Source organism: Parabacteroides sp. AF17-3 (assembly GCF_003635445.1).
Classification (GTDB): Bacteria; Bacteroidota; Bacteroidia; order Bacteroidales; family Tannerellaceae; genus Parabacteroides; species Parabacteroides goldsteinii.
On sequence record NZ_QTMM01000021.1, the window covers coordinates 11680 to 35120 of the forward strand.

The 23441-nt window shown below is 47.6% G+C and carries 20 protein-coding genes; 10 read left to right on the forward strand and 10 right to left on the reverse strand.

The window, feature by feature from the left end; all coding sequences use genetic code 11:
- Positions 1–1870 (forward strand): Helicase associated domain protein (locus DWW91_RS23405; protein WP_233584565.1); only part of this gene is annotated, 1870 nt, incomplete at its 5' end.
- Between the two features lie 10 nt (positions 1871–1880).
- Here DWW91_RS23405 and creD read toward each other — a convergent pair.
- From creD to DWW91_RS23420, 3 genes are all read right to left on the reverse strand, one after another.
- On the reverse strand, positions 1881–3227 hold the full coding sequence (gene creD / locus DWW91_RS23410; RefSeq protein ID WP_046147455.1) for a cell envelope integrity protein CreD: 1347 nt from the start codon (positions 3225–3227) through the stop codon (positions 1881–1883).
- Between the two features lie 64 nt (positions 3228–3291).
- Positions 3292–3582 carry a transcriptional regulator gene (locus DWW91_RS23415; protein ID WP_046147454.1) on the reverse strand — a complete coding sequence of 97 codons (291 nt, stop codon included), beginning with the start codon at positions 3580–3582 and terminating at the stop codon, positions 3292–3294.
- Entirely contained in the window at positions 3579–4202 is a 624-nt protein-coding gene (locus tag DWW91_RS23420; RefSeq protein WP_228100176.1) for a hypothetical protein, read from the reverse strand. The genes DWW91_RS23415 and DWW91_RS23420 overlap by 4 nt, the downstream gene beginning before the upstream one ends.
- Positions 4203–4344: 142 nt before the next feature.
- Between DWW91_RS23420 and DWW91_RS23425 the strand changes: the two genes are divergently transcribed.
- Genes DWW91_RS23425 through DWW91_RS23440 form a run of 4 tightly spaced genes read left to right on the forward strand, consistent with a single transcriptional unit; the run spans position 4345 to position 7804 of the window.
- The gene (locus DWW91_RS23425) at positions 4345–5373 is read left to right on the forward strand and encodes an agmatine deiminase family protein (RefSeq protein WP_122329121.1); all 1029 of its coding nucleotides are present in this window, start codon (positions 4345–4347) and stop codon (positions 5371–5373) included.
- The gene (locus DWW91_RS23430) at positions 5370–6245 is read left to right on the forward strand and encodes a carbon-nitrogen hydrolase (RefSeq protein WP_046147451.1); all 876 of its coding nucleotides are present in this window, start codon (positions 5370–5372) and stop codon (positions 6243–6245) included. Before DWW91_RS23425 ends, DWW91_RS23430 begins: the two co-directional genes overlap by 4 nt.
- Position 6246: 1 nt before the next feature.
- Positions 6247–7233, forward strand: a complete 987-nt coding sequence (locus DWW91_RS23435) for an aminodeoxychorismate synthase component I (RefSeq protein WP_046147450.1) — start codon at positions 6247–6249, stop codon at positions 7231–7233.
- Positions 7217–7804: an aminotransferase class IV family protein gene (locus tag DWW91_RS23440; RefSeq protein ID WP_046147449.1), complete on the forward strand. Its 588-nt coding sequence runs from the start codon at positions 7217–7219 to the stop codon at positions 7802–7804. The genes DWW91_RS23435 and DWW91_RS23440 overlap by 17 nt, the downstream gene beginning before the upstream one ends.
- Here DWW91_RS23440 and DWW91_RS28205 read toward each other — a convergent pair.
- Positions 7797–8003: a winged helix-turn-helix domain-containing protein gene (locus tag DWW91_RS28205; RefSeq protein WP_007658438.1), complete on the reverse strand. Its 207-nt coding sequence runs from the start codon at positions 8001–8003 to the stop codon at positions 7797–7799. The genes DWW91_RS23440 and DWW91_RS28205 overlap by 8 nt on opposite strands.
- A 177-nt stretch (positions 8004–8180) precedes the next feature.
- Entirely contained in the window at positions 8181–10013 is a 1833-nt protein-coding gene (recQ, locus tag DWW91_RS23450) for a DNA helicase RecQ (RefSeq protein WP_046147674.1), read from the reverse strand.
- A gap of 356 nt (positions 10014–10369) precedes the next feature.
- On the opposite strand from recQ, the gene DWW91_RS23455 reads away from it, so the two are divergent.
- The 5 genes from DWW91_RS23455 to DWW91_RS23475 all read left to right on the forward strand — a co-directional run bounded on the left by DWW91_RS23455 (position 10370) and on the right by DWW91_RS23475 (position 15508).
- Positions 10370–11656, forward strand: a complete 1287-nt coding sequence (locus DWW91_RS23455) for a DEAD/DEAH box helicase (RefSeq protein WP_007658434.1) — start codon at positions 10370–10372, stop codon at positions 11654–11656.
- A 112-nt stretch (positions 11657–11768) separates the two neighbouring features.
- The gene (locus DWW91_RS23460; RefSeq protein ID WP_370449611.1) at positions 11769–13304 is read left to right on the forward strand and encodes a sulfatase-like hydrolase/transferase; all 1536 of its coding nucleotides are present in this window, start codon (positions 11769–11771) and stop codon (positions 13302–13304) included.
- A gap of 98 nt (positions 13305–13402) precedes the next feature.
- The gene (locus DWW91_RS23465; protein ID WP_007658430.1) at positions 13403–14806 is read left to right on the forward strand and encodes a Gfo/Idh/MocA family protein; all 1404 of its coding nucleotides are present in this window, start codon (positions 13403–13405) and stop codon (positions 14804–14806) included.
- 152 nt (positions 14807–14958) lie between these two features.
- On the forward strand, positions 14959–15249 hold the full coding sequence (locus DWW91_RS23470) for a nucleotidyltransferase domain-containing protein (RefSeq protein ID WP_122329077.1): 291 nt from the start codon (positions 14959–14961) through the stop codon (positions 15247–15249).
- Between the two features lie 22 nt (positions 15250–15271).
- Positions 15272–15508: a hypothetical protein gene (locus tag DWW91_RS23475; RefSeq protein WP_199722623.1), complete on the forward strand. Its 237-nt coding sequence runs from the start codon at positions 15272–15274 to the stop codon at positions 15506–15508.
- A gap of 99 nt (positions 15509–15607) precedes the next feature.
- On the opposite strand, the gene DWW91_RS23480 is transcribed toward DWW91_RS23475, so the two are convergent.
- The 5 genes from DWW91_RS23480 to DWW91_RS23505 form a co-directional block, all read right to left on the reverse strand.
- Positions 15608–17539 (reverse strand): NAD(+) synthase, encoded by a 1932-nt coding sequence (locus DWW91_RS23480; protein ID WP_122329078.1) that lies wholly within the window; start codon positions 17537–17539, stop codon positions 15608–15610.
- A 162-nt stretch (positions 17540–17701) separates the two neighbouring features.
- Positions 17702–17971 carry a hypothetical protein gene (locus DWW91_RS23490; protein WP_007658423.1) on the reverse strand — a complete coding sequence of 90 codons (270 nt, stop codon included), beginning with the start codon at positions 17969–17971 and terminating at the stop codon, positions 17702–17704.
- Positions 17972–18168: 197 nt separating this feature from the next.
- Positions 18169–20355 (reverse strand): glutamine synthetase III, encoded by a 2187-nt coding sequence (locus tag DWW91_RS23495; RefSeq protein WP_122329079.1) that lies wholly within the window; start codon positions 20353–20355, stop codon positions 18169–18171.
- 92 nt (positions 20356–20447) lie between these two features.
- Complete coding sequence (gene asnA, locus DWW91_RS23500) at positions 20448–21482, reverse strand: aspartate--ammonia ligase (protein ID WP_007658421.1); 1035 nt, start codon at positions 21480–21482, stop codon at positions 20448–20450.
- Positions 21483–22154: 672 nt separating this feature from the next.
- Positions 22155–23381: an LL-diaminopimelate aminotransferase gene (locus DWW91_RS23505; RefSeq protein WP_007658415.1), complete on the reverse strand. Its 1227-nt coding sequence runs from the start codon at positions 23379–23381 to the stop codon at positions 22155–22157.
- Between the last annotated feature and the right edge of the window lie 60 nt (positions 23382–23441).

The following is a 23441-nucleotide window of genomic DNA, read 5'->3' on the forward strand; positions in this document are numbered from 1 at the left end:
GGTTGTACAGGCGACCGGAACAGGAAAGTCCTACCTGATTGCCCGCTATATCGTCAATCATTCGGAAGATGATATAGTGGTTATTGCTCCCAACGTTACGATTATCGCCGAGATCAAAAAAGCAATTGGCAGGACAATGCCGCATGTTGCCTACCGGACTTTCCAGGCATTAGTCCTGAATCGCGGTACGGTCGGTGAGCTTAAAGCGGATCATATTATTATCGATGAGTTCCATCATTTCGGGGCGGAGGTATGGGGTAAAGCCGTACAGGAAGTCATTGATAACAATCCGGAGGCCCGTGTACTGGGAATGTCGGCAACCCCGATACGTCCCGAAGAGATGCTCGATACGGTAGAAGTCTATTTCAAGGGAAACCTGTTCCATGAACTGTCTTTGTCTATGGCCTGGTATTATAAGATACTGCCTGTCCCTGTCCTGGTGCAGAGCGTATTCGATCTGAATAACCAACTGGATAAGGTACAGCGTATGTTGAACAGGAGCGACTGTACATCTGAAAGGCGCAAGCGTATTCAGGACAAGATAGACTTTGCCCGTCTCGACTTTCGCGGTTCGTTGAGTGCATCGGAACTGATTCGGCGTTATCTTCCGAAAGAGGTAAAGAAAATGCTTGTCTTCTGTAAAGACAAGGAAGATCTTCAGCATATGGTTCCCGAAGTATCGAACTGGCTCGGGCAGGCTGGTTTTGAGACGGAAACATTCGAGATCCATAACGGACTCAGCAATCGGGAGAATGAAAAGACGTTGCGTCGTTTCCGTAGGGAAACGGGAAAACTGCATGTCCTTTTCTCTATAAATATGTTGATCGAAGGATTGCATGTGGAGGGAGTGGATGCCGCCATGTTCCTGCGTCGGACGGAGTCGTATGTAGTAGCCTTGCAACAGTTGGGCCGCTGCCTGAAAGCCGGTTCGGACCGGCATCCGGTGGTGCTTGACTTCGTCAATAACCTTTCGGGCCGTTCTGTTTATGAGGCTATGTCAAGGGAGTTGGCTTATCATCCGGCAATCCGTGCTCCAAAGAGCTTTAAAGGCTTTATGGAGTTTGAGGTAACTGGATTTTTGTCTGATATCCGTGCCCGTGTGGATGATATGCTGGCGGAACTGGATGCATGGCCGGTGATGTATGAACGTTTGATCGAATATAAGGAACGTGAAGGGCGCTGGCCGCAGGCAGCCGAAGGAAAGTTGGGAAACTGGTGTAACACCCAACGGATTGCCCGGAAGAAAGGAACGCTGTCGGAAGATTATATCTCGCAGTTAGACCGAATCGGTTTCGAATGGGAAGTACAGGACAGTCGTTGGATGCAGTATTATGAAGAACTGAAGATTTTTATAACTCAGATGCAACGTTATCCTAAGAAGGGAGAAAATAATCTGAGTATCTGGTGCAACACCCAACGGCAGGGACGTAAAAAAGGGGTGTTATCTGAAGAACGGATAGCTTTGTTGGATCGCATCGGTTTTGCGTGGGAGCAAGATTTGGATGCCCAGTGGATAAAAAATTGGGAACAGGTGGTGTTTTTTTATCACCAAAAGGGATATTGGCCTAAAAGTAATGATGGCAAATTAGGTTCCTGGTGTAGTACCCAACGTAAGTTCCGTAAACAGGGGGGACTAGCCTCCGAACGTATCAGGATGATGGATGAAGCCGGTTTTGTCTGGAATACCGACGATATCTGGATTGAAAACTATGAAAAATTAAAACTGTTTTACCAGGAGAAGCACCGTTGGCCTACTGTCCGTGAAAACAAGCTCGGCAGTTGGTGCTTCGTCCAACGTCGCTTATTCAAAAACGGTAAACTTCTCTCCTGGCGAAAACAGATGCTGGAGTCTATCTCTTTCCCTTTATAAGGTTTGTTGTTTACTTATCTGTTTCAGGTATTTGAGGATATTCATCTTCTTGTTTATACCAACTTATTTTCCGGGAGAAGAACATAATCGTTCCCAGGATTACAAACAAGCCGATACTTCCTATTAATAAGGCAACATCTTCGAGTTGCAGAACAACATACAGGAAAATATATAATAAACATAACATGCCGGTGAGTGCTCCGGTCTGTATTTTATTTTTGAAGATGCTGTGAGTATAAGCTGTGATCAGGCCGATGGTGGCGATACTGGCAATCAGATAGGCCGTGCCGAAGTTTATCTGTTCGGAGATAGACAGGAGCAGGCTGTAAAACAGGATCAATGCGAAGCCGACCAACAAATACTGTATAGGGTGGATCCGTTTTCTGGTCAGGATCTCGACGAAGAAGAAGACAACGAAGGTCAGGGCGATGAACATGATGGCATATTTGGCGGAACGCATGTTCTGCTGGTAATGGTTTACCGGGTCGATCAGGCTTACCCCGAAGGAGGAATCGTCGAATGAGTTTCCCGGGTAGTCGATCCACATTTCCGGGATACTGCGGTTGAAACTGAGGATACTCCAGTCGGCTTCGAATCCATTTTCGGTAATATGGTGCTCCGGGGAGAAGTTGCCGATGAAACCGGGGGACTTCCAGTTGCCTGTAACGTGCACTTTAGTCGTTTTGCCTATGGGGATGAAATTGATGTTACTGCTGCCGTTCAGTTTTAATTTGCAGTTGAATGTTTGGGGTTGGCTGAACAGGAGAGGGTCGGTATTCTTTAATGGCATGACCAGCATTTTTCCTATCTGCGTATCCAGGTTACCGGTGGCTTCGACCGACAATTGTTTGTTGTCCAGTTTGAAGTCGATGTTTTCTGTTATGCCCCTCAGGTCGGAAACACCGATGGATAGATAGGCCTGTTCCCAATGAATGATACTGTTTTCCGGTTTGGGGAAGTTTATTTTGTCGAAGTTTCCTGTTATGTCTATCTCGCTTTTGTAAAGGATCGTTTTGTAGATACCGTAATATCTTTCCTCTGGAAATAACTGTGTTGTGATATTCAGGTTTTCCGGTGTGATATTCAGAAGGTGTTCCTGAATGGTTGTCTTGTTGTCCGGATTTACCTGCGTCGTGGTATAAGGGATGGAAATGACCGGACCGCAAAAGGTTTGGGCATTGCTCCATTTGTTGTTAATCTTTTCGATTGTTTCCAAACTCCGGTTTTGTCTTTCCCGGATCAGATCCTGGATCATTAATCCCGGAATCAGGAGGATGAGGGTCAGGAATCCGATAATCAGTGCTTTCAGTGTGATAGACTGATTGATTTTTGCTGCTTTTTTGATTGTTGTTTCCATAAGCTAAACCTGTTTTATGTAGTTTAAAAGTACTTTGCGATTCAAAGTAGATGGGTAAAAAAAATTATTTGATAAGTTCTTCCAGTGCATTCAAATGCTCTTTGAAACTTTTTCGTCCTTCTTCGGTGATGGAATATTGGGTATTGGGTTTCCGTCCGATGAATTGTTTGACGGACTGGATATATCCGAGAGTCTCCAGGGCTTTCAGGTGGCTGGCCAAATTCCCGTCGGTCAATTCCATCAGTTGCTTCATGGTGTTGAAGTCGGCTGATTCGTTTACCGAAAGGATAGACATGATACCTAATCGTATCCGGTTTTCGAAGGCTTTATTTAATTTGGACAGTATGTTTTTCATTCTTTCTTCAAATCATATTTGATGTACATAGCTGTGCCGTAAATGATATGGCAAACTCCGAATCCGATAGTCCAAAGCAAGAGGCTCCAGTCGGGGAACAGGGCGGCAACAATACCTAACACGACTTCTGTCAAGCCTAAATAATGTACTTCGTCGAGGGTGTATTTGGATACATTAATTAATGCCAGACCATAGAAGGTCAGCGTCATGGTGATCGCCATAGCCAAATCGCCGCGTAGCAGGAAAATGAGGGCAAAGATACCTCCGGCAATCAATGGGATACCGAGGTTATAAAGTGTCCTTTTTATCAGGCTTTTGGAGGGCATCAGGTTCTTTTTCACCGATTTTCTCCAGGAAAAATAGATACCGAAACAAATAGAGAAGAGCAGCACGGCGGAAGCGTCGGTTATCAGCAAAGTGATTTCGCGGAACATGGCTTCGTGTGTCGTGTCGAAGTTGGCACTGGCCGGTTCCCGTAAAATATGGAAATAGGCAAGTGCTGCTCCGATAATGGCTATGACTCCGGCTGATATGCCTGACAAACCGCTTAACGAAAGGAATTTGGATGATTTCTCCATCATCTCGCGGATAGCTTTTATGTCTTCTATTTGTTTATTCATATACTTAAAATAAAAAGTACTTTGTGCCGCAAAGTTAATGAGGTTTCTGAATAATCCAAATAGGTAGAGGAGTTTTTTGCAGAATTTTGTCATTGCTCTTATTATCTTTTATCTTTGTATCCTGAAAATTAAATTAGCAGACATGGATAATAAAACGATATTACCGGCAGAATGGTATCCTCAGAGTGCTGTTCAACTGACCTGGCCGCATGAAGGGACCGATTGGGCTCCGATACTGGACGAGGTGGTTCCTTGTTTTGTGGAGATTGCCAAAGAGGTGATCAAACGGGAGAAGTTATTGATTGTTTGTCCGGATGAAACGGCGGTACGCTCGCAGTTGGGAGAGGTGGATTATAACCGTGTTATTTTCCGTGAGATGGAGACGAACGATACCTGGGCGCGTGACCATGGGGGCATTTCCGTGTTTGATGACGGGGTGCCGGTGGTGTACGATTTTGTGTTCAACGGTTGGGGGATGAAGTTTGCTGCCAACCATGATAATCTGATTACGCGGAAATTGTTTCATGGCAAGACTTTTGCCGATGAAGTGGTTCCTGTCAATATGCAGCCGTTTGTATTGGAAGGCGGCAGTATCGAGTCGGATGGAAAGGGAACTTTGCTGACTACGGTCGAATGTCTATCTTCCGTGAACAGAAACGAATATCTCCAGCAGGAAGAACTGGAAAATTATCTCCAGCAGGTGTTCGGACTGGACCGTATCCTGTGGTTGGAAAGCGGTTATCTGGCGGGAGACGATACCGACAGTCATGTCGATACGCTGGCGCGTTTTTGCAGTGAGGATACGATTGCCTATGTGCAGTGCACGGATGAGGAAGACGAGCATTTTGCCGAACTCCGGGAGATGGAAGAGGAATTGAAGGAGTTCACGCAGGCAAATGGCGAACCTTATCGGCTGGTCGCTTTGCCGATGGCGGATAAAGTGGAGTGGGAAGGCGAGCGTTTGCCGGCTACCTATGCCAATTTCCTGATTATAAACGGGGCTGTGCTTGTTCCGTTCTATAACTCATCGAAAGATGAAGTGGCGAAAGCGGCCTTGCAGACGGCGTTTCCGGACAGAGAGATTGTAGGTATTAATTGTTTACCGTTAATTAAACAACATGGCTCATTGCATTGTGTGACGATGCAGTACCCAAAAGAATTTATTGTATGAAAGTAGGATTGATTCAACAGGCAAATACCTGTGACCGGGCAGATAATATAAAGAAACTGAAAAATAGCATCCGGCTTTGTGCCGACGAAGGTGCGGAACTGGTTGTCTTGCAGGAGTTGCATAACGGCCTGTATTTTTGCCAGACGGAAGATACGCAGATGTTCGACCTGGCGGAAACGATTCCGGGACCGTCTACGGAAGAGTTCGGGGCTTTAGCAAAAGAGCTGGGCGTGGTTTTAGTACTTTCCCTGTTCGAGCGGCGTGCTCCGGGATTGTATCATAATACAGCCGTGGTGATTGAGAAAGACGGCTCGATTGCCGGAAAATATCGTAAGATGCATATACCGGACGACCCGGCTTACTACGAAAAGTTTTATTTTACTCCCGGCGATTTGGGATTCGAACCGATAGAGACGTCTGTCGGGAAGTTGGGCGTATTGGTTTGCTGGGACCAGTGGTATCCGGAAGCAGCCCGCCTGATGGCGATGAAAGGTGCTGAGATGCTGATTTATCCGACGGCTATCGGTTGGGAGAGCAGTGATACGGAAGAAGAGAAAAAACGTCAGCTGGGTGCCTGGATAACTGTGCAGCGCGGACATGCCGTAGCTAACGGACTTCCGGTGATTACGGTAAACCGTACCGGACATGAGACGGACCCTTCGGGACAGACAAACGGTATCCAGTTTTGGGGAAATAGCTTTGTGGCAGGTCCCCAGGGAGAGTTGCTGGCTGAGTTCCCGAACGACCATGAAGAGGTGCGTGTGGTAGAGATTGATAAAGCACGGAGTGAGAATGTGCGCCGTTGGTGGCCGTTCTTCCGTGACCGTCGTATCGATGCTTTCGGCGGACTGACAGAGCGATTTTTGATATAATATGAAGTTTTGCAATAAAGAAGAAGCCGTCCGGTATATGAATCGATTGGGATTATCCGGGCGGCCTTTTATATTTGTCGTTGATTATAAGCAGGAGCAAGTTTGGGTGGCGGAGCCGGAGGAGGTAGAGCCGGGTGAGGTGTTGTATGATTTGAATGGCGTTACCAATGTGACGTCAAAAGCGGAAACCTTTCCGGAAAAACATGTTGAATGGGAGACTAATCCGGTTTCTTTTGAAACTTACTCCCGGTCTTTCCGGAAAGTAATCGAGCATATTTATGCCGGTAATTCTTATCTGGTCAACCTGACTTGTGCGACTCCGGTACGAACGAACCTGACGTTGAAAGAGATTTTCTATCTTTCCCATGCTCCTTATAAATTATGGGTGAAAGAGCGTTTTGTTGTTTTCTCTCCTGAGATATTTGTGCGTATCGAGGATGGATTTATCTATTCTTATCCGATGAAAGGGACGATCGATGCCTCTTTGCCTGATGCGCGGGAACGGATTTTGGCAGATAAAAAAGAAGAGGCGGAACATGCCACGATTGTCGATTTGATTCGTAACGACCTGAGCCAGGTAGCTTCGGAAGTGACGGTGTCGCGATACCGGTATATAGATGAGTTGCAGACAAACAGGGGAAGACTGTTGCAAGTCAGTTCGGAAATTAGAGGTAAGCTACCGGAAGACTGGAAAGCCTCATTGGGAGACATATTGTTCCGGCTGTTGCCCGCAGGGTCTATCACCGGAGCTCCCAAGAAGAAGACGATGGAGATTATCGGGGAAGCTGAAACATACGAACGGGGATTTTATACCGGGGTTATGGGATATTTTGACGGTCATCGTCTGGACAGTGCCGTGATGATTCGCTTTATCGGGCAGGAGGGAGGAGATTTCCTGTTTAAGAGCGGCGGTGGGATTACTTCCCAAAGTGATTTAGAAAGTGAATATAATGAAATGAAACAAAAAGTATATGTGCCAATTTATTGAAACAATCCGTATCGAGGATGGAAAGGCGGTTAATCTGGCCTTTCATAATTACCGCTTCAACAAGACGCGGAGAGATGTGTTTGAATGTAACCTGCCTGTAAACCTGGCGGATTATATCCAGCTCGGAGATTATTCCGGACGTACCAAATGCCGGGTCGAATATCAGGAGGAAGTGGAGAAGGTGGAATATCTACCTTACACCGTTCGTCCGGTGAATCGTTTGAGACTGGTCACGTCGGACGGGTTGGATTATACATATAAAAGTGCTGACCGTCAGAAGTTGGATGAATTATTTCGTCAGAAGGGAGAAGCGGACGATATTTTAATCATACGTGATGGCGTCTTGACGGATACATCGATTGCCAATATTGCTTTATGGAATGGTAGCCAATGGGAGACACCCGAGGTCCCTTTGTTGGAAGGAACGATGCGGGCATCTCTATTAGGAAAGGGGAGGATTGTTCCGGCTGTTATTCGTCCGCAGGATTTGTCACGTTACTCGTTGGTTCGCCTGTTTAATGCGATGATCGGGTTTGGTGAGATCGAATTTCCGGTGGAGAACATTATTTAATAATGTAATAAACGGTATTGCTGATACGTGCCTGATATACTTTGTTGTCGTGCATGAGCGAGCATAGAGCCAGACAGAGCTCCGTGTCTTTAAAATTTGTTGCTCGTTGTAATTCAGCAAATGTACTCTTTCCAACCTGACACAAAGTCTCATATAATTGAGAAATGCTATGAGACAACTTTACATTTAGCGTATTCATAAGCTGTTATTTTATAAGTTAATACTATATAGGACCGGCGGTAGAGGGATACTGTCCGGTTCTTTTTTCGAAGACTAAAGTACCGGATATTTTTGTAAGAACCGTCTCTTTTTTTACTGTAACGGTAATTTTTGCTTCTTAAACGTATTATCGGGAAACTGAAATAAAAATGGGCGGTTATCTGTCTTTGGGCAACCGCAGTACGAACCGTATCAGTGCCACGAATACCTTTCCGTATTTTTCCAGTTTGATTTCTCCCACACCGCGTATTTCGCTGAACTCTTCCAGGGTAACAGGCCTTTTTTGTACCATATCTTCCAGTGAATCATCGGAAAAGATGATGTAGGCTGGTGTCTGTTCGCGTTCGGCAATCTGCTTGCGGAGTTGCTGGAGCGAGTCGAGCAGCGTTTCTTCGACCGATGCCGATTGGATGGGTTTGATCGGGCGGTATTTGAATTTCGAGTCTTTTCTTCTGAAGTAAGTTTTTTCTTCCGGCTCTTTATAGATAGCCATCATCGCTTTCTGTTCACCGAACAATACTTTTCTTCCCAGCGGAGTGACTTTCAGTATTCCGGCATTGACATAATCGATTTCGATATATCCCAATTGAAGCATCTGGTAAAGATATTCTTTCCATTCTTTATAGGAGAGGTCTTTTCCGGCACCGTATGTCTTTAATTTATCGTATCCTTTTTCCGTGATCTCTGTCTTCTCCGAGCCGCGGAGGATATTGATAAGCATATTCATGCCGACAAATTCACCGGTACGGAAGATGGCGCTTAACGCTTTTTGGACGAGTATGCTGCCGTCGAACCGTTGGGGAGGGTTTTTGCATACATCGCAGTTGCCGCAGTCCTGGTCGCTTTCTTCTCCGAAGTAGCTGAGGAGGATACGCCGGCGGCAGATGTCCGCTTCGCAATAACGGCGCATACGGTTCAGCTTCTGGAGGTTGGTGTCTTTTTGTCCGCTTTCTTCGGCAAAACGGCGGAGGACAAGCAGGTCGCCTACCGAATAGAACAGCAAGGTGTCGCTTTTCATCCCGTCGCGTCCGGCACGGCCTATTTCCTGGTAGTAGTTCTCGATACTTCCGGGCATATTATAATGTACGACCCAACGCACATTGCTTTTATCTATTCCCATCCCGAAGGCAACGGTTGCACAGACCACGTTTACCCGGTCGTTGATAAAATCATCCTGTGCCTTTTCGCGTTGAACAGGCGGGAGTCCGGCATGATAGGCAACGGCCTTGATCCCGTAAGAAGAGAGTTCTTCTGCCAGGTTCTCTGTACTGTTCCGGCTCATGCAGTAAACGATCCCGCTCTGATGGCGGTGGGCATGGATGAAATGGACGATGGCGGAAGTTTTCTCCTTTTTGTTCAGTCCCCGGCGGATAGTCAGGGATAGGTTCGGACGGTCGAAGGACGAAACGAAAACTTCCGGATCACGCAGCTTCAATTGGGTGACAATGTCGGTACGTGTGACTTTGTCGGCTGTAGCTGTCAGGGCAACGATCGGGACTTTGGGGAACTGTTCTTTCAAAACGGACAGTTGGGTATATTCGGGACGGAAGTCGTGCCCCCAATGTGAGATACAATGGGCTTCGTCGATGGCGATCAGGGATATATCCATACGGGGAAGCAGCCAATGCAGTTCGCCAACCAGTGCTTCGGGCGACAGGTAAAGCAGTTTTATTTTACCCTGGATGCAGAGTTGTTTTATTCTGTGTCGTTCTTCTTCCGGCATCATGCTGTTGAGTGCGGCTGCCGGGATACCGTTGGCAACCAATCCGCCTACCTGGTCTTTCATCAGGGCGATCAACGGAGAGATCACGACGGCTGTTCCCGGCATATAAATGGCCGGTAACTGGAAACAAATTGATTTTCCTCCACCAGTAGGCATCAGCACCAGTGAATCCTCTTTCCTCAAAATACGTTGTATGATCTCCGCCTGTAACGGGCGGAAAGAAGTATATCCGAAAAACTTCTTTAGCAGCAACTGTAACTCTTTCATCATCCAAAAATCAATTTACAAAGATAATATAATTTCTGTATTAACCTTCGTTGAACATACGGAACTTGATTCTGACATGGACAGGGTACGGTTGTGCAAACCCTTCTTTATCAGGGAAGTAAAATGTTATATATTGTGATACTGGATTCTCATATATTATGCGAATAAAGTATCATAATATATGAGAAAATAATATTATAATATATGATATAAGAGCAGTCTCTTTAGGGAAAACAGGTAGTTTTGCATCACTATTCATATTATTTCCCTATGAAATAGGTAAATGTGGGTATATTTGACTATCTTTGTCCAAATTATTTATTTAACGAGCCGCGATGGCTCAACATTATTATTAGATGACATTTGAACAATTAGAACTGATAGAGCCGATACAAAAGGCTCTTACAAAAGAAGGTTATACAATTCCAACCCCTATACAAGCAGAAGCAATTCCCTACGTTTTAGACGGATATGACTTATTAGGTTGTGCACAGACCGGAACAGGTAAAACGGCTGCATTTTCCATTCCTATTATTCAGAATTTGTATAACGAACGCCAGCATGGAAAAGTGCGTGGTATCAAAGCATTGATACTGACACCAACCCGCGAACTGGCTATCCAGATCGGAGAAAGTTTTACGGCATACGGTAAATATACCGGTGTGAGGCATACCGTTATATTCGGTGGTGTAGGACAGAAGCCTCAGACCGATGCGCTCGAACGTGGCGTAGATGTATTGATTGCAACCCCCGGACGTCTGCTTGATTTGATCAATCAGGGATTTATCAGCTTGAAATATCTTGATTATTTTGTATTGGATGAGGCCGACCGTATGCTGGATATGGGATTTATCCATGATATCAAACGTATTTTGCCTTTGTTGCCCAAAAAGCGCCAGTCGCTGTTTTTCTCGGCAACGATGCCGCCGGAGATAGAACGCCTGGCGGGAACGATCCTGCATGAGCCGCAGAAGGTGGAGGTTACTCCGGCTTCATCGACGGTGGATAAGATTGACCAGTCCGTTTATTTCGTGGAAAAGGCGGAGAAAGTAAGCCTGCTGACGCATTTGTTAAAAGATTCTTCTTTGGAATCGGTGCTGGTATTTACCCGTACGAAACATGGTGCGGACAAAGTGGCCCGTGTCCTGGCAAAAGCGAATATCGGAGCGGAAGCTATCCATGGAAACAAGAGCCAGACAGCCCGCCAGCGTGCACTGACTAATTTCAAGGATCATACCACCCGTGTACTGATCGCTACGGATATTGCCGCCCGCGGTATCGACGTGGACCATCTTTCGCATGTGATAAATTACGAACTGCCGAATGTGCCGGAAACATACGTACACCGTATCGGACGTACAGGTCGTGCCGGACGCAGCGGTGTCGCTTATTCATTCTGCGATGCAGAGGAAGTGCCGTACCTGAAAGATATCCAGAAACTGATAGGCAAACAGATACCTGTTGCCGGCGGAAATGAATTTGAAACGGCAGATGTAAAAGCAGCCGTGGCAGAGAAGAAAGAAGCCATCAAGCAGGAATCGAAAAGACGTAATATGTTCGGCAGCAAGCGCGACGGCAGTTTCTGGCGGAATAAGAAGCGGGCTGAGGCGGGAAACCAGAAGACTGCCAAAAAGAAATCATAGATAGTAACTCGGAATACGAACGTAAAATCCGTAAGCAGCATGCTTTGAAATCCGAGCGATTGATTATATTTGCAGGCGTTGATTATTACAATCAATGCCTGTATTTTTATATATGAAAAACATGAATATGAAAAATCTACTATGCGTAGCAGCCGGGATAGGGGCTTTATCCGGAGTTAATGTCTACGCTCAGGACCAGCAACAGCCCAACGTCGTAATCATTGTAGCCGACGATTTGGGGTATGGCGATTTGAGTTGTTACGGAGCCACCCGTATCCAAACTCCGGGTATGGACCGGATTGCAAACGAAGGACTGCGTTTTACGCAGGGATATTGTACGGCAGCGACTTCCACGCCCAGTCGTTATTCACTTTTGACCGGATTATATCCCTGGACGAATAAAGATGCAAAAATCCTTCCCGGTAATGCCGCTCTCATTATCAATACGCAGCAAGTCACTTTGCCGAAGGTTATGAAACAGGCCGGCTATGTGACCGGCTCGGTCGGTAAATGGCATCTGGGACTGGGTGACGGAGCGGTAGATTGGAATGAGACGGTTTATCCCGGAGCCAAGGAAGTGGGATATGATTATTCGTTCATCCAGGCGGCAACCAACGACCGCGTGCCTTGCATCTTTATCGAAAACGGGAAAGGAGTCGGACTGGAACCGAATGACCCGCTGTATGTCAGTTATAAGCATAATTTCCCCGGCGAACCTACCGGAAAAGACAACCCTGAACTACTCCGGATGCACCCGAGTGTGGGACATGCCGGTTCGATTGTAAACGGTGTGCCGCGTATCGGTTTCCAGAAAGGCGGTAAGGCTGCCCAGTGGAAAGATGAAGATATGGCCGAGTTATTCCTGGAGAAAGCCAAAGGCTTTTTGAAAGACAATAAAGATAAACCTTTCTTCCTGTATTACGGATTACACCAGCCGCATGTGCCCCGTGTACCGAATCAGAAGTTTGTCGGCAAATCCGGTATGGGACCTCGCGGAGATGTCATCCTGGAAGCTGACTGGTGTGTGACTGAATTTCTGAAAGAGCTGGATAAACTGGGATTGACGGAGAATACCCTGGTTATCCTGACCAGCGATAACGGTCCCGTATTGGATGACGGTTATCAGGATCAGGCTGTCGAAATGGTTGGCAATCATAAGATGGCAGGCCCTCACCGCGGAGGAAAGACCAGCTTGTATGACGGCGGTACCTGCATCCCGTTCCTGTTGCGTTGGCCGGCGGTTGTAAAACCGGGAGTATCCGATGCATTGGTTTGCCAAATGGATTTGCTGGCTTCATTGGCAGCATTGACCGGGCAGACATATTCGGATAAGACGGACAGCCAGAATACTTTACCCGTCTTTCTAGGGAAAAGCGACCAGGGACGTAAGGAACTGGTGACGGAAGGTTATTTCAATTATGCCCTCCATCAGGGCGACTGGGTGATGATTCCACCTTATCCCAGCTATTATGACGACCCTGACGGTACCGGTTTCTCGGGACTGGGGAATTGTTACCAGTTATATAATGTAAAGGAAGATGTCGGACAGAATCATAACTTGGCGGATAAAGAACCTAAACGATTGCGCCAAATGATGATGACCTTCGAGAAGCTGAAAAGGGAGACTGGAAAGATGACAAATTATTAATAGATTAAAATGATTGACTCTTTTTTTCTAAACATATTTGAGAAGTTGATTAAATATTATAAATTTGCCCACTTAACATAAAATACTAAATAAAGAACATGGAAAACACTCGTCGTTCCTTTCTTAAGAAAATGACTGCCGCCGGAGTTGGTGCAGCAGGTTTGGCTATGGCAGGTACTGCTTCGGCCACTACAGTAGCAGGTTCTCCAGAACCTCAGAAGAAAAAAACAGCCGGAAAAGATGACGGCAAACTGCGTTTCGGATTTATCGGAACAGGTTCACGCTGCCATGAGCACATCAATAATGTGCTGGCTATCCCGGGAAATAAGATTGTTGCTATTTGCGATATCCAGCAAGGCCCGATCGACCGTACATTGAAACACATCGCTAAATTCAACGTGGATGCCCCGAAAGTGTATAAAGGTGGCGAACGTGAATTTGAAAAGATGTTGAACAATGAAGAGTTCGACTGCGTGATTATTGCCAGCCCGTGGGAATGGCACGTACCGATGTCGGTTGCAGCCATGAAAGCCGGTGTTCCTTATGTTGGCGTAGAAGTTTCTGCTGCCAATACGCTGGAAGAATGCTGGGATCTGGTTAACGTATCGGAAGCAACAGGCAGCCATCTGAACATCATGGAGAATGTTTGTTATCGTCGTGACTGCATGGCGGCTTTGAACATGGTTCGCGAAGGGTTGTTCGGTGAATTATTGCACGGTGGTTGCGGTTACGAACATGACTTGCGTGATGTGAAATTCAATGACGGTAAGAATTATACTTATCAGAAGGGTGGTGAGTTGCGTATGGGCCCGACAGCTTTTGCAGAAGCTCAGTGGCGTACGAATCACTCCGTACATCGTAATGGAGATGTGTATCCGACTCACGGTATCGGACCGGTTGCCAATTGTATGGATATCAACCGAGGTAACCGTTTCGTTGCTATGTCTGCTATGGCAACTCAGTCTCGCGGATTGCATAAGTTCATCGTAGATAATGGTGGCGAAAACCATCCGTTGGCTAAAGTTCGCTTTAACCTGGGTGACATCGTGACATCTATGATCAAATGTGCAAACGGCCAGACAATCATCGTTACTCACGATACAAATTCTCCTCGTCCTTATTCTTTGGGATTCCGTATTCAGGGAACGGATGGTTTGTGGATGAACGATGGCGATCATGTATATGTGGAAGGTCAGTCTAAACCTCACCGTTGGGATAATTCTGACGAATGGTTCAAGAAATACGACCACAAACTATGGGCTCAGTTGGATGCTCAGGCAAAAGAAGCCGGTCACGGTGGTATGGACTTCATTATGATGTATGATCTGATCGACCGCATCAAGAACAAACGTCCGGCTCCAATGGATTGCTATGATGCTGCTGCATGGAGTGCTATCTCCGCTTTGTCTGAAATGTCTATCGCTCGTGGTGGTGCGTTGGTTGACTTCCCTGACTTTACTCGCGGACAATGGATTAACCGTAAACCGGAATTCGGTTTGTAAGAATAAGCACAAGCGTAATATAAATGAAAAGGCTATCGGGATTCCGGTAGCCTTTTTTATATAATAGTACAGTAGTCCTACGAGTAAGAATTCGGAATGTGGAGTATTGAATACAAAATAAAAGTATCTATCTTTGTAAAAACAGAGATAAAATGCGTTTAAATAAGAAAGACATACAATCGATTGTCCGTGTAGCAAAAGAAATTTACGGGGAAGGTGTCGAAGTTTATCTGTTCGGTTCACGAACAGATAACGAGAAACGTGGTGGAGATATTGATCTGTTAGTACGTACTACATCCGAAAAGAAAGGTGTCTTGGCTCGTATACGCATGATTGCTCGGCTGAAACAACTTTTAGGCGATCAAAAAATCGATGTGATAGGCGACCATGAAGAATCGTTGGTTGCAAAGGAAGCATTAATAACAGGTATACGATTAATATGACAAATCGAAAACAGGATATGTGTTGGAGTATTTAGATGAAGATGTTTCTGCTTTGCCTATGCGGGATATTCTGAATCTTTTGGAGCGTTATCATTTTATAGATAGTGCAGATGAGTGGGGATATATTCGAGAATTGCGTAATGAGATTGCCCATGATTATCCATTGATGGAAAATGATATTGTTTCTGTGTTGAATGAATTAATATCCAAGGTGTCGATATTAAAAAGTATTTATAAACGAATGAAAGCTGCTGTCTGAGAGAAGATAGTCAGGATTTAATAAAACGGAATTTAGAAATAAAACGTCCCGCATCTAAACTATCAAATTTGGATGCGGGACGTTTTATCTTTTGTTTTTTTAGTCTAACTCTTCTATCTCCTTCAGCCAAAGTGTCGCCATGGCATCGCTCGGCATACGCCAGTCGCCACGGGGGGAAAGGCTGACGGAACCTACTTTTGGGCCGTCCGGCAGGCAACTACGTTTGAACTGCTGCTGGAAGAAACGGCGGAAGAAGGTGTGGAGCCATTTCCGGATGGTCTCTTTGTCGTAACTGCCACCGAAAGCCTGTTGTGCCAGGAAATAAATCTTGGCGGGGGAGGAACCGAAACGGAGGAAATGGTAGAGGAAGAAGTCGTGTAGTTCGTAAGGGCCTACGAGGTCTTCCGTTTTTTGTTTGATGTTTCCGTTTTCGTCGGCGGGTATCAGTTCGGGACTGATTGGAGTGTCGACGATATCCAGCAATGTAGCGCATGAGGCTTCGTCCACCCGGTTGTGGGCAACCCATTCTACCAGGTATCTGACAAGCGTCTTGGGGATACTGCCGTTTACACCGTACATCGACATGTGGTCACCGTTGTAGGTAGCCCAGCCAAGGGCTAGTTCGGAAAGGTCGCCGGTACCGATGACCATACCGTTTTCCTGGTTGGCTACGTCCATCAGGATTTGGGTGCGTTCGCGGGCCTGGCTGTTTTCGTAGGTCACGTCATGAACCGATGGGTTGTGACTGATATCTTTGAAATGCTGGAGGCAGGCATCCTTGATGGAGATTTCCTTTAGTGTGACACCCAGTGAACGGATAAGGTCGCAGGCGTTGGTGTAGGTGCGGTCTGTCGTTCCGAAGCCGGGCATGGTGATGCCGAGTATCTGGTTGCGGGGGATATTCAGGGCATCGAATGTCATGACGGTTACCAGCAATGCCAGTGTGGAATCGAGTCCGCCGGAGATACCGACTACCGCTGTCCGGGAGTGCGTGTGGACGATACGTTTTGCCAGTCCGGCTACCTGTATCTGGAAAATCTCTTCGCAACGTTCCTTCAGTGCGTCGCCGGAAGGAGTGAACGGATGCGGGTCAACGGAGCGGGTCAATACCGGCTGGCCGGAGTTTTCAGACAGGACGAACGGGATTGTTATTGTTTCATCTGCCAGCAGGGTGGAGGTGCCGTGCATGAAGCTAGTATTTACCTGGCGGTCGTTTTGCAGGTTCTCGATGTCGATTTCACTGATGACGAGTTGTTCCTGCATGGTGAAGCGCGGGGACTCTTCCAATAGGGTGCCGTTTTCAGCGATGATTCCGTTGCCGGCAAAGACAAGGTCGGTGCTGGATTCTCCGAAACCGGCGGAGGCATAGACATATCCGGCCATACAGCGAGCGGACTGCTGGCATATCAGCGAACGGAGGTAATGGTGTTTTCCGATCAGTTCGTTGCTGGCGGATATGTTGACAAGGATATTGGCTCCTTCCATCGCCAGTAAGGAACTGGGGGGGACGGGAACCCACAGGTCTTCGCATATTTCGATGCCGACTTTTACCTGTCCGGCGGTGAAGAGCAAGTGGCTGCCCAACGGATATGTTCTGTCTCCGATTGAGACGGTCTTGTCCCGTAATTCGGTGGCGGAAGTGAACCAGCGTTGTTCCTGGAACTCCTTGTAGTTCGGTATGTATGTTTTGGGGACTACGCCTAATATCTTTCCGCTCTGGAAAGCTATGGCAGCGTTTATCAGCCTGTTTTCCGTCACTAACGGGGCGCCTGCGATTGTGAGGATATTCAGGTCGGCGGTGTCGCTGACCAGTTTCAATAAGGCTTGTTCCGCATTTTTCAGCAAAGTCTGCTGGGCGAACAGGTCCAGGCAGGTATAAGCCGTTACCGACATTTCAGGGAAGGCAATGATTTGTACGCCTTTGTCAGAAGCCTGGCGCATCAGGCCTTCCATCTGTTGAATATTATAAAAACAGTCTGCCACTTGTACGTGTGGGACGGCTGCTGCTACTTTTACGAATCCGTAGTTCATATGAGTTTATTTTTATCGTATAGCGTGTTTGAGTTTATCGGGGTCTTGCCGGCAATCCTTTCTCCAATTTGTTCATGAACCGGAGGGCAGTTCTTTTTCCAAATTGTTTCAGACAATAGGTGATGGCTAAATCTGCTTGTCTTTGTGCACGTGGTGCCCAGATTACTTCAATTTCTTTCTCCATTCTTCAAAGAATTGATGCATTTCGGGCTCCTTGATACCTTTACCTTCGCTTAATTCTTGTTCTGCCAAGTCGATTTCTTTGTTGGCTTCCTCAATGCTAAACGCAATAGGAGACAAAACGGCTGCTTTTTTATTCAGTATTCGCTTTGTGCTTTTTTCCAGTTTATCCATCATTTCCAAACTGTCTATCTTATCCAAATAATTACGGATGAAGTTCTTTTTCCATTGCTGTAATTCCATTGCCGTCATAACGTAAACTCCTTTCTTATATAATGATGGTCCAAAGGTATATAATTCTCCGGGAATATAAAAGAAGGGGAGCCATACTTCACAGCATGCTCCCCTTGCAAACACAAAACAATCAACAAAAAACTACTGTCTGAGTGAGATGATAAGATAAGCCGGGATGCTTTGGAGGGACATCCCGGCTCAAGGAATGTGTGGTCTTATCGGATAAACAATAATTCGCGATACTTCGGCAACGTCCACATCTGGTCGTCTACTACCAGTTCCAGTTTGTCGATGTGGTAGCGGATTTCTTCCAGCATCGGGACAATGGTGTCGTGGTAGGCGATTGCCTTTTCGCGTTCGCTTTCAATTTTGTTGGCGACCTTGCGGGCTTCGACCATTTCGTCTACCTTTTCCTTGATGAAGTTGGTACGGCAGGCGATGTCTTCGATAATCTCCAGGTTACGGGCGGAGAGGACGGAGGCTTTTTCTGCCGGGAAGAGGTCCTTCATCTTATATACATTGTCAATCAGCGAAGACTGGTAGCGGGTGGCGATAGGGATGATATGGTTCATCGTCAGGTCACCCAACACGCGGGCTTCGATTTGGATTTTCTTGGTGTACGTCTCCCATTTTACTTCGTTGCGGGCTTCGAGTTCCTTGTGAGTCATGACGCCGGTCGATTCGAACATCCGGATGCTGCTTTCCTTCAGGTAGTTGTCGAAGATGAGCGGTACGCTGGTTTCGCAATCCAGGCCGCGGCGACGGGCTTCTTCTTTCCATTCGTCGCTGTAACCGTTACCGTCGAAGTGGATGGCCTTGCAGGCTTTGATGTCTTTGCGGAGGACTTCCAGGATGGCGGCGAATTTCTCTTTGCCGGTGGCAATCTTTGCGTCTACTTCGGCTTTGAAGAGTTTCAACTGTTCGGCCACGGCTGCATTGAGGGCGAGCATGGCAGATGCGCAGTTGGCTTCGGAACCTACGGCACGAAACTCGAAACGGTTGCCGGTGAAGGCGAAAGGCGAAGTACGGTTGCGGTCGGTATTGTCAATCAGCAACTCGGGGATGCGGGCGATGTCGAGCTTCATGCCCTGTTTGCCGGCCAGCATCAGGTCTTCGGGCTCGCTTTTTTCAAGGTGCTCCAATACCTGCGACAGCTGCGTGCCGAGGAAACTGGAGATGATGGCGGGAGGTGCTTCGTTGGCTCCCAGGCGGTGGGCGTTGGTGGCACTCGAGATGCTGGCTTTCAGCAGTCCGTTATGACGGTAGACGGCCATGAGCACGTTTACTACGAAGGTGATGAAACGGAGGTTGTCTTCCGGTGTCTTGCCCGGACCCATCAGGCCGATGCCGGTGTCGGTGCCCAGCGACCAGTTGTTGTGCTTGCCCGAGCCGTTGACGCCTTTGAAGGGCTTTTCGTGCAACAGGACACGGAAACCGTGCTTGCGGCTGATTTTACGCATCAGCGCCATGACCAACAGGTTGTGGTCGTTGGCGAGGTTGCATTCCTCGAAGATAGGGGCCAGTTCGAACTGGTTCGGAGCCACTTCGTTATGACGGGTTTTCAATGGGATACCCAGTTTGAGGGCCTCCATTTCCAACTCTTTCATAAATTCCATGACGCGGGTGGGGATGGCACCGAAGTAATGGTCTTCGAGCTGCTGGTTTTTGCTGCTCTCATGGCCCATCAGCGTACGTCCGCTGAGCAGCAGGTCGGGGCGGGCGGCGTAGAGTCCTTCGTCTACCAGGAAATATTCCTGCTCCCAACCGAGGTAGGAATATACTTTCTTTACCTCCGGGTTGAAGTAATGGCATACGTCGACGGCAGCCTTGTTTACGGCTTCGAGCGCTTTCAGCAATGGGGCTTTATAGTCGAGGGATTCGCCGGTGTAGGCGATGAAGATGGTCGGGATACACAGGGTGTCACCCACGATAAAAGCAGGAGAGGAAGGGTCCCAGGCGGAGTAACCGCGGGCTTCGAACGTATTACGGATACCGCCGTTCGGGAAGCTGGAGGCATCGGGTTCCTGTTGTATGAGCAGTTTGCCGGAGAACTCTTCGACCATGCCGCCTTTGCCGTCGTGTTCGACGAAAGCGTCATGTTTTTCGGCTGTCCCTTCGGTGAGGGGGTGGAACCAGTGGGTATAATGTGTTGCACCCATTTCGATGGCCCATTTCTTCATACCGGCGGCTACGGCGTCGGCAGTCTCGCGGTCGAGGGGGGTACCGTTGTCGATGGAGTCGACCAGTCTGGCATAGGCTTTTTCCGGAAGATACTTGAACATCTTCTCGCGGTTGAATACGTTCTTTCCGAAATATTCCGACGGACGTTCTGCCGGGGCGGCTACTTCGGCGGCTCTTTTCTTGAAGGCCGATTCTACTACTCTGAATCTTAACTTTGACATAATACCTGATTTTTATAGTAAGTGTTTGTTTTTATTTATATCTGATGGTAACTATTCCCCTCTCGAGAGGGGAAACAGTTACTCTTTGTTTATCATAACAAGATGATATTGTTTTGCTTACAGATGTCAGTCTGTTCTTCCGGCCATATCGAAGCCTGTACCTCTCCGATATGTGCTTTGCGGAGGAAGAACATGCAGAGGCGGCTCTGGCCGATGCCGCCGCCGATGGATTGCGGGAGGCGGCCGTCGAGCAACATCTTATGGAACTCCAGGGCAGCACGTTCGGGGCATCCGCGTTCTTGCAGCTGCCGGCGCAGGGCTTCCTTGTCGACACGGATACCCATGGATGACAGTTCGAAGGCACATTGCAAGACGTCGTTCCAAAGGATGATGTCACCGTTCAGGCCGTTGAAGCCATCGGAGTTGACTGTGCTCCAGTCGTCATAGTCAGGGGCACGTCCGTCGTGTTTCTCCCCGTTTGTCAGTTCACCGCCGATGCCGATAACGAAGATGGCACCGAATTTAGCGGCTGCTTTGTTTTCGCGTTCACGGGGAGGAATGCCCGGGTACATCTTTTGTAATTCTTCCGCATGGATGAAGGTGATGTTGTCCGGCAGGGAAGGAGTGATGTGAGGATACTGGTTGTAGACCATCTCCTCGATTTCTTTCAGTAGCGTGTAAATGCAGCGTACGGTACGTTTCAGGTAATCCAGGTTGCGGTCTTCCGGGCGGATGGTTTTTTCCCAGTCCCACTGGTCAACATATAGCGAGTGAAGATTGTCGAGGTCTTCGTCGCCGCGGATGGCATTCATGTCGGTATAAAGTCCGTAGCCGGCAGGGATACGATAGGCCGCCAGTTTCATCCGTTTCCATTTGGCGAGCGAGTGGACGACTTCTGCCTGCCGTTCGCCCATACAGTGAATGGGGAAGCTGACGGCACGTTCCACCCCGTTCAGGTCATCGTTGATGCCGGTTCCCGAGAGAACGAATAAAGGGGCGGTTACGCGGCGCAGGTTCAACGCTTTCGACAGTTTTTCCTGGAAGCTGGTTTTTAACATCTGAATCGCTTGCTCGGTTGTTTCCGGTGTAAGCGTCTGTTTGTAATCTTTTGGAATAATCAGTGACATGTGTATATAGTTTAAAATGTTGATTGTCATTGTCGGTATGGGAGGAGAGGGATTGCCTCCCTTCCCGTATCCTATGGTACCGCACCCGGATGCGGTTGTCTGCCTCATCCCGATGATGTGAATCGCCTTATCCTGATGATGTGAACTGCCTCATCCTGGTGTGGTAGATAGCCTCATCCGGATGAGGTACTATCGTACCCGAGGGGAGGGACTTACCCTGTCCGAGTAGTGCGATTCACACCATCCCTCTTCTTCCACATCTTCGAATTTGGTTTTGCGAATAATAGCTTCAATCTTTTTCATAACCTTACTTTTTTGATAGTTGATAAAAAGGAGGTATAGAGCTGCCTGCCATAGTCAGGTGTGGTCAAGCGGTATGACATTCTATAAAATCGAAAAGCAGCGGCCGACTTCTCTATACAGTCCTTTTTATGAGATAACCTAAATCAAATACTTAAATAATCTTTGTTCTTCATTGCGTAGCTGCTTCTGCCAGGTGCCCTCATAGCACGCAGATGACACAGACGGGCGCAGATGAACGCAGATTACTAATAGAGGCCTTTGCCGGTAACGTTGCAGAATGCGCCTTTCCTGCTTCGTTCTTATTTGCCCGGAGAAACGTTTGCTCCTTAATTGTCAGTTGCTAATTGCAAATCCTTAATTTTCAATTCTTCAGAGCCACTTCTTCAGCCTGGCCATAGCTTCCAAAGTGTCGTCCCTGTCGCCAAAGGCGGTGAGTCTTAGATAACCTTCGCCACTCGGACCGAAACCTACGCCCGGTGTCCCGACGATGTTGACTTCGTACAATAGTTTATCAAAGAATTTCCAGGAGGTGAGACCTTTCGGGGCTTTCACCCAGAGGTAAGGGGCGTTTTCGCCGCCATACACCTTCAAGCCGCAACCCTGGAGGGCTTCTCTCATAATCCGTGCGTTGGTCATATAGTAATGAATCGTTGCTTTTACCTGTTCTTTGCCTTCCGGAGAGTAAACCGCTTCGGCACCCCGCTGGGTGATGTAGCTGGTTCCGTTGAATTTGGTCGTCTGCCGGCGGTTCCACAGTTTGTTCAACTGTACCCGTTCGCCTCCCAGCGTGAAGCCGTTCAGTTCTTTCGGGACAACCGTGTATCCGCAGCGTACTCCGGTGAAACCCGCTGTCTTCGAGAAACTGCGGAATTCGATGGCTACTTTCTTCGCCCCTTTGATTTCGTAGATTGAATGGGGAATGTTCGGGTCCTGGATGTAGGCTTCGTAAGCCGAGTCGTACATAATCAGGACGTCGTTTGCCAATGCATAGTTTACCCATTTCTTCAACTCGTCTTTCGTCAGGGTTGTTCCCGTCGGATTGTTCGGGTAACAGAGGTAGAGTATGTCCACCCTGCGGGCCGGCAGTTCGGGCGTGAAGTTGTTTGCTTCCGTGCAGGGGATGTAAACAACATCGCTCCATTTGCCGTCTTCCAATACTCCGGTGCGTCCGCTCATGACGTTGGAGTCTATGTAAACGGGGTAGACCGGATCGAGTACCCCGATACTGTTGTCGTGGCGGAGAATATCGCCGATATTTCCGCAATCGCTTTTGGCACCGTCGCTGACGAAGACCTCTCCCGGCTCCAGGAATACGCCGCGGCTGGCATAATCATTCTTGATGATTGCGTCGATCAGGAAGCTGTATCCCTGTTCGGGGCCGTAACCGTGGAAATTCTCTGTAGAAGCCAAATCATCCACTGCCTTATGCATGGCTTCGATGACGGCAGGTGCCAGGGGCTGTGTTACATCACCGATTCCCATGCGGATTATTTTGTCTTTAGGGTGTGTCACTTTGAAACTGTTTACCTTTTTCGCGATGTCGGAAAACAGGTAACTGCTTTGCAGTTTCAGGAAATGTTCATTAATCAGTGCCATATTCGTTCAATTGTTTTATGTTGTTGTCTTGTCGGGGTTGTCGGCCCTTTGTTTTGCTTT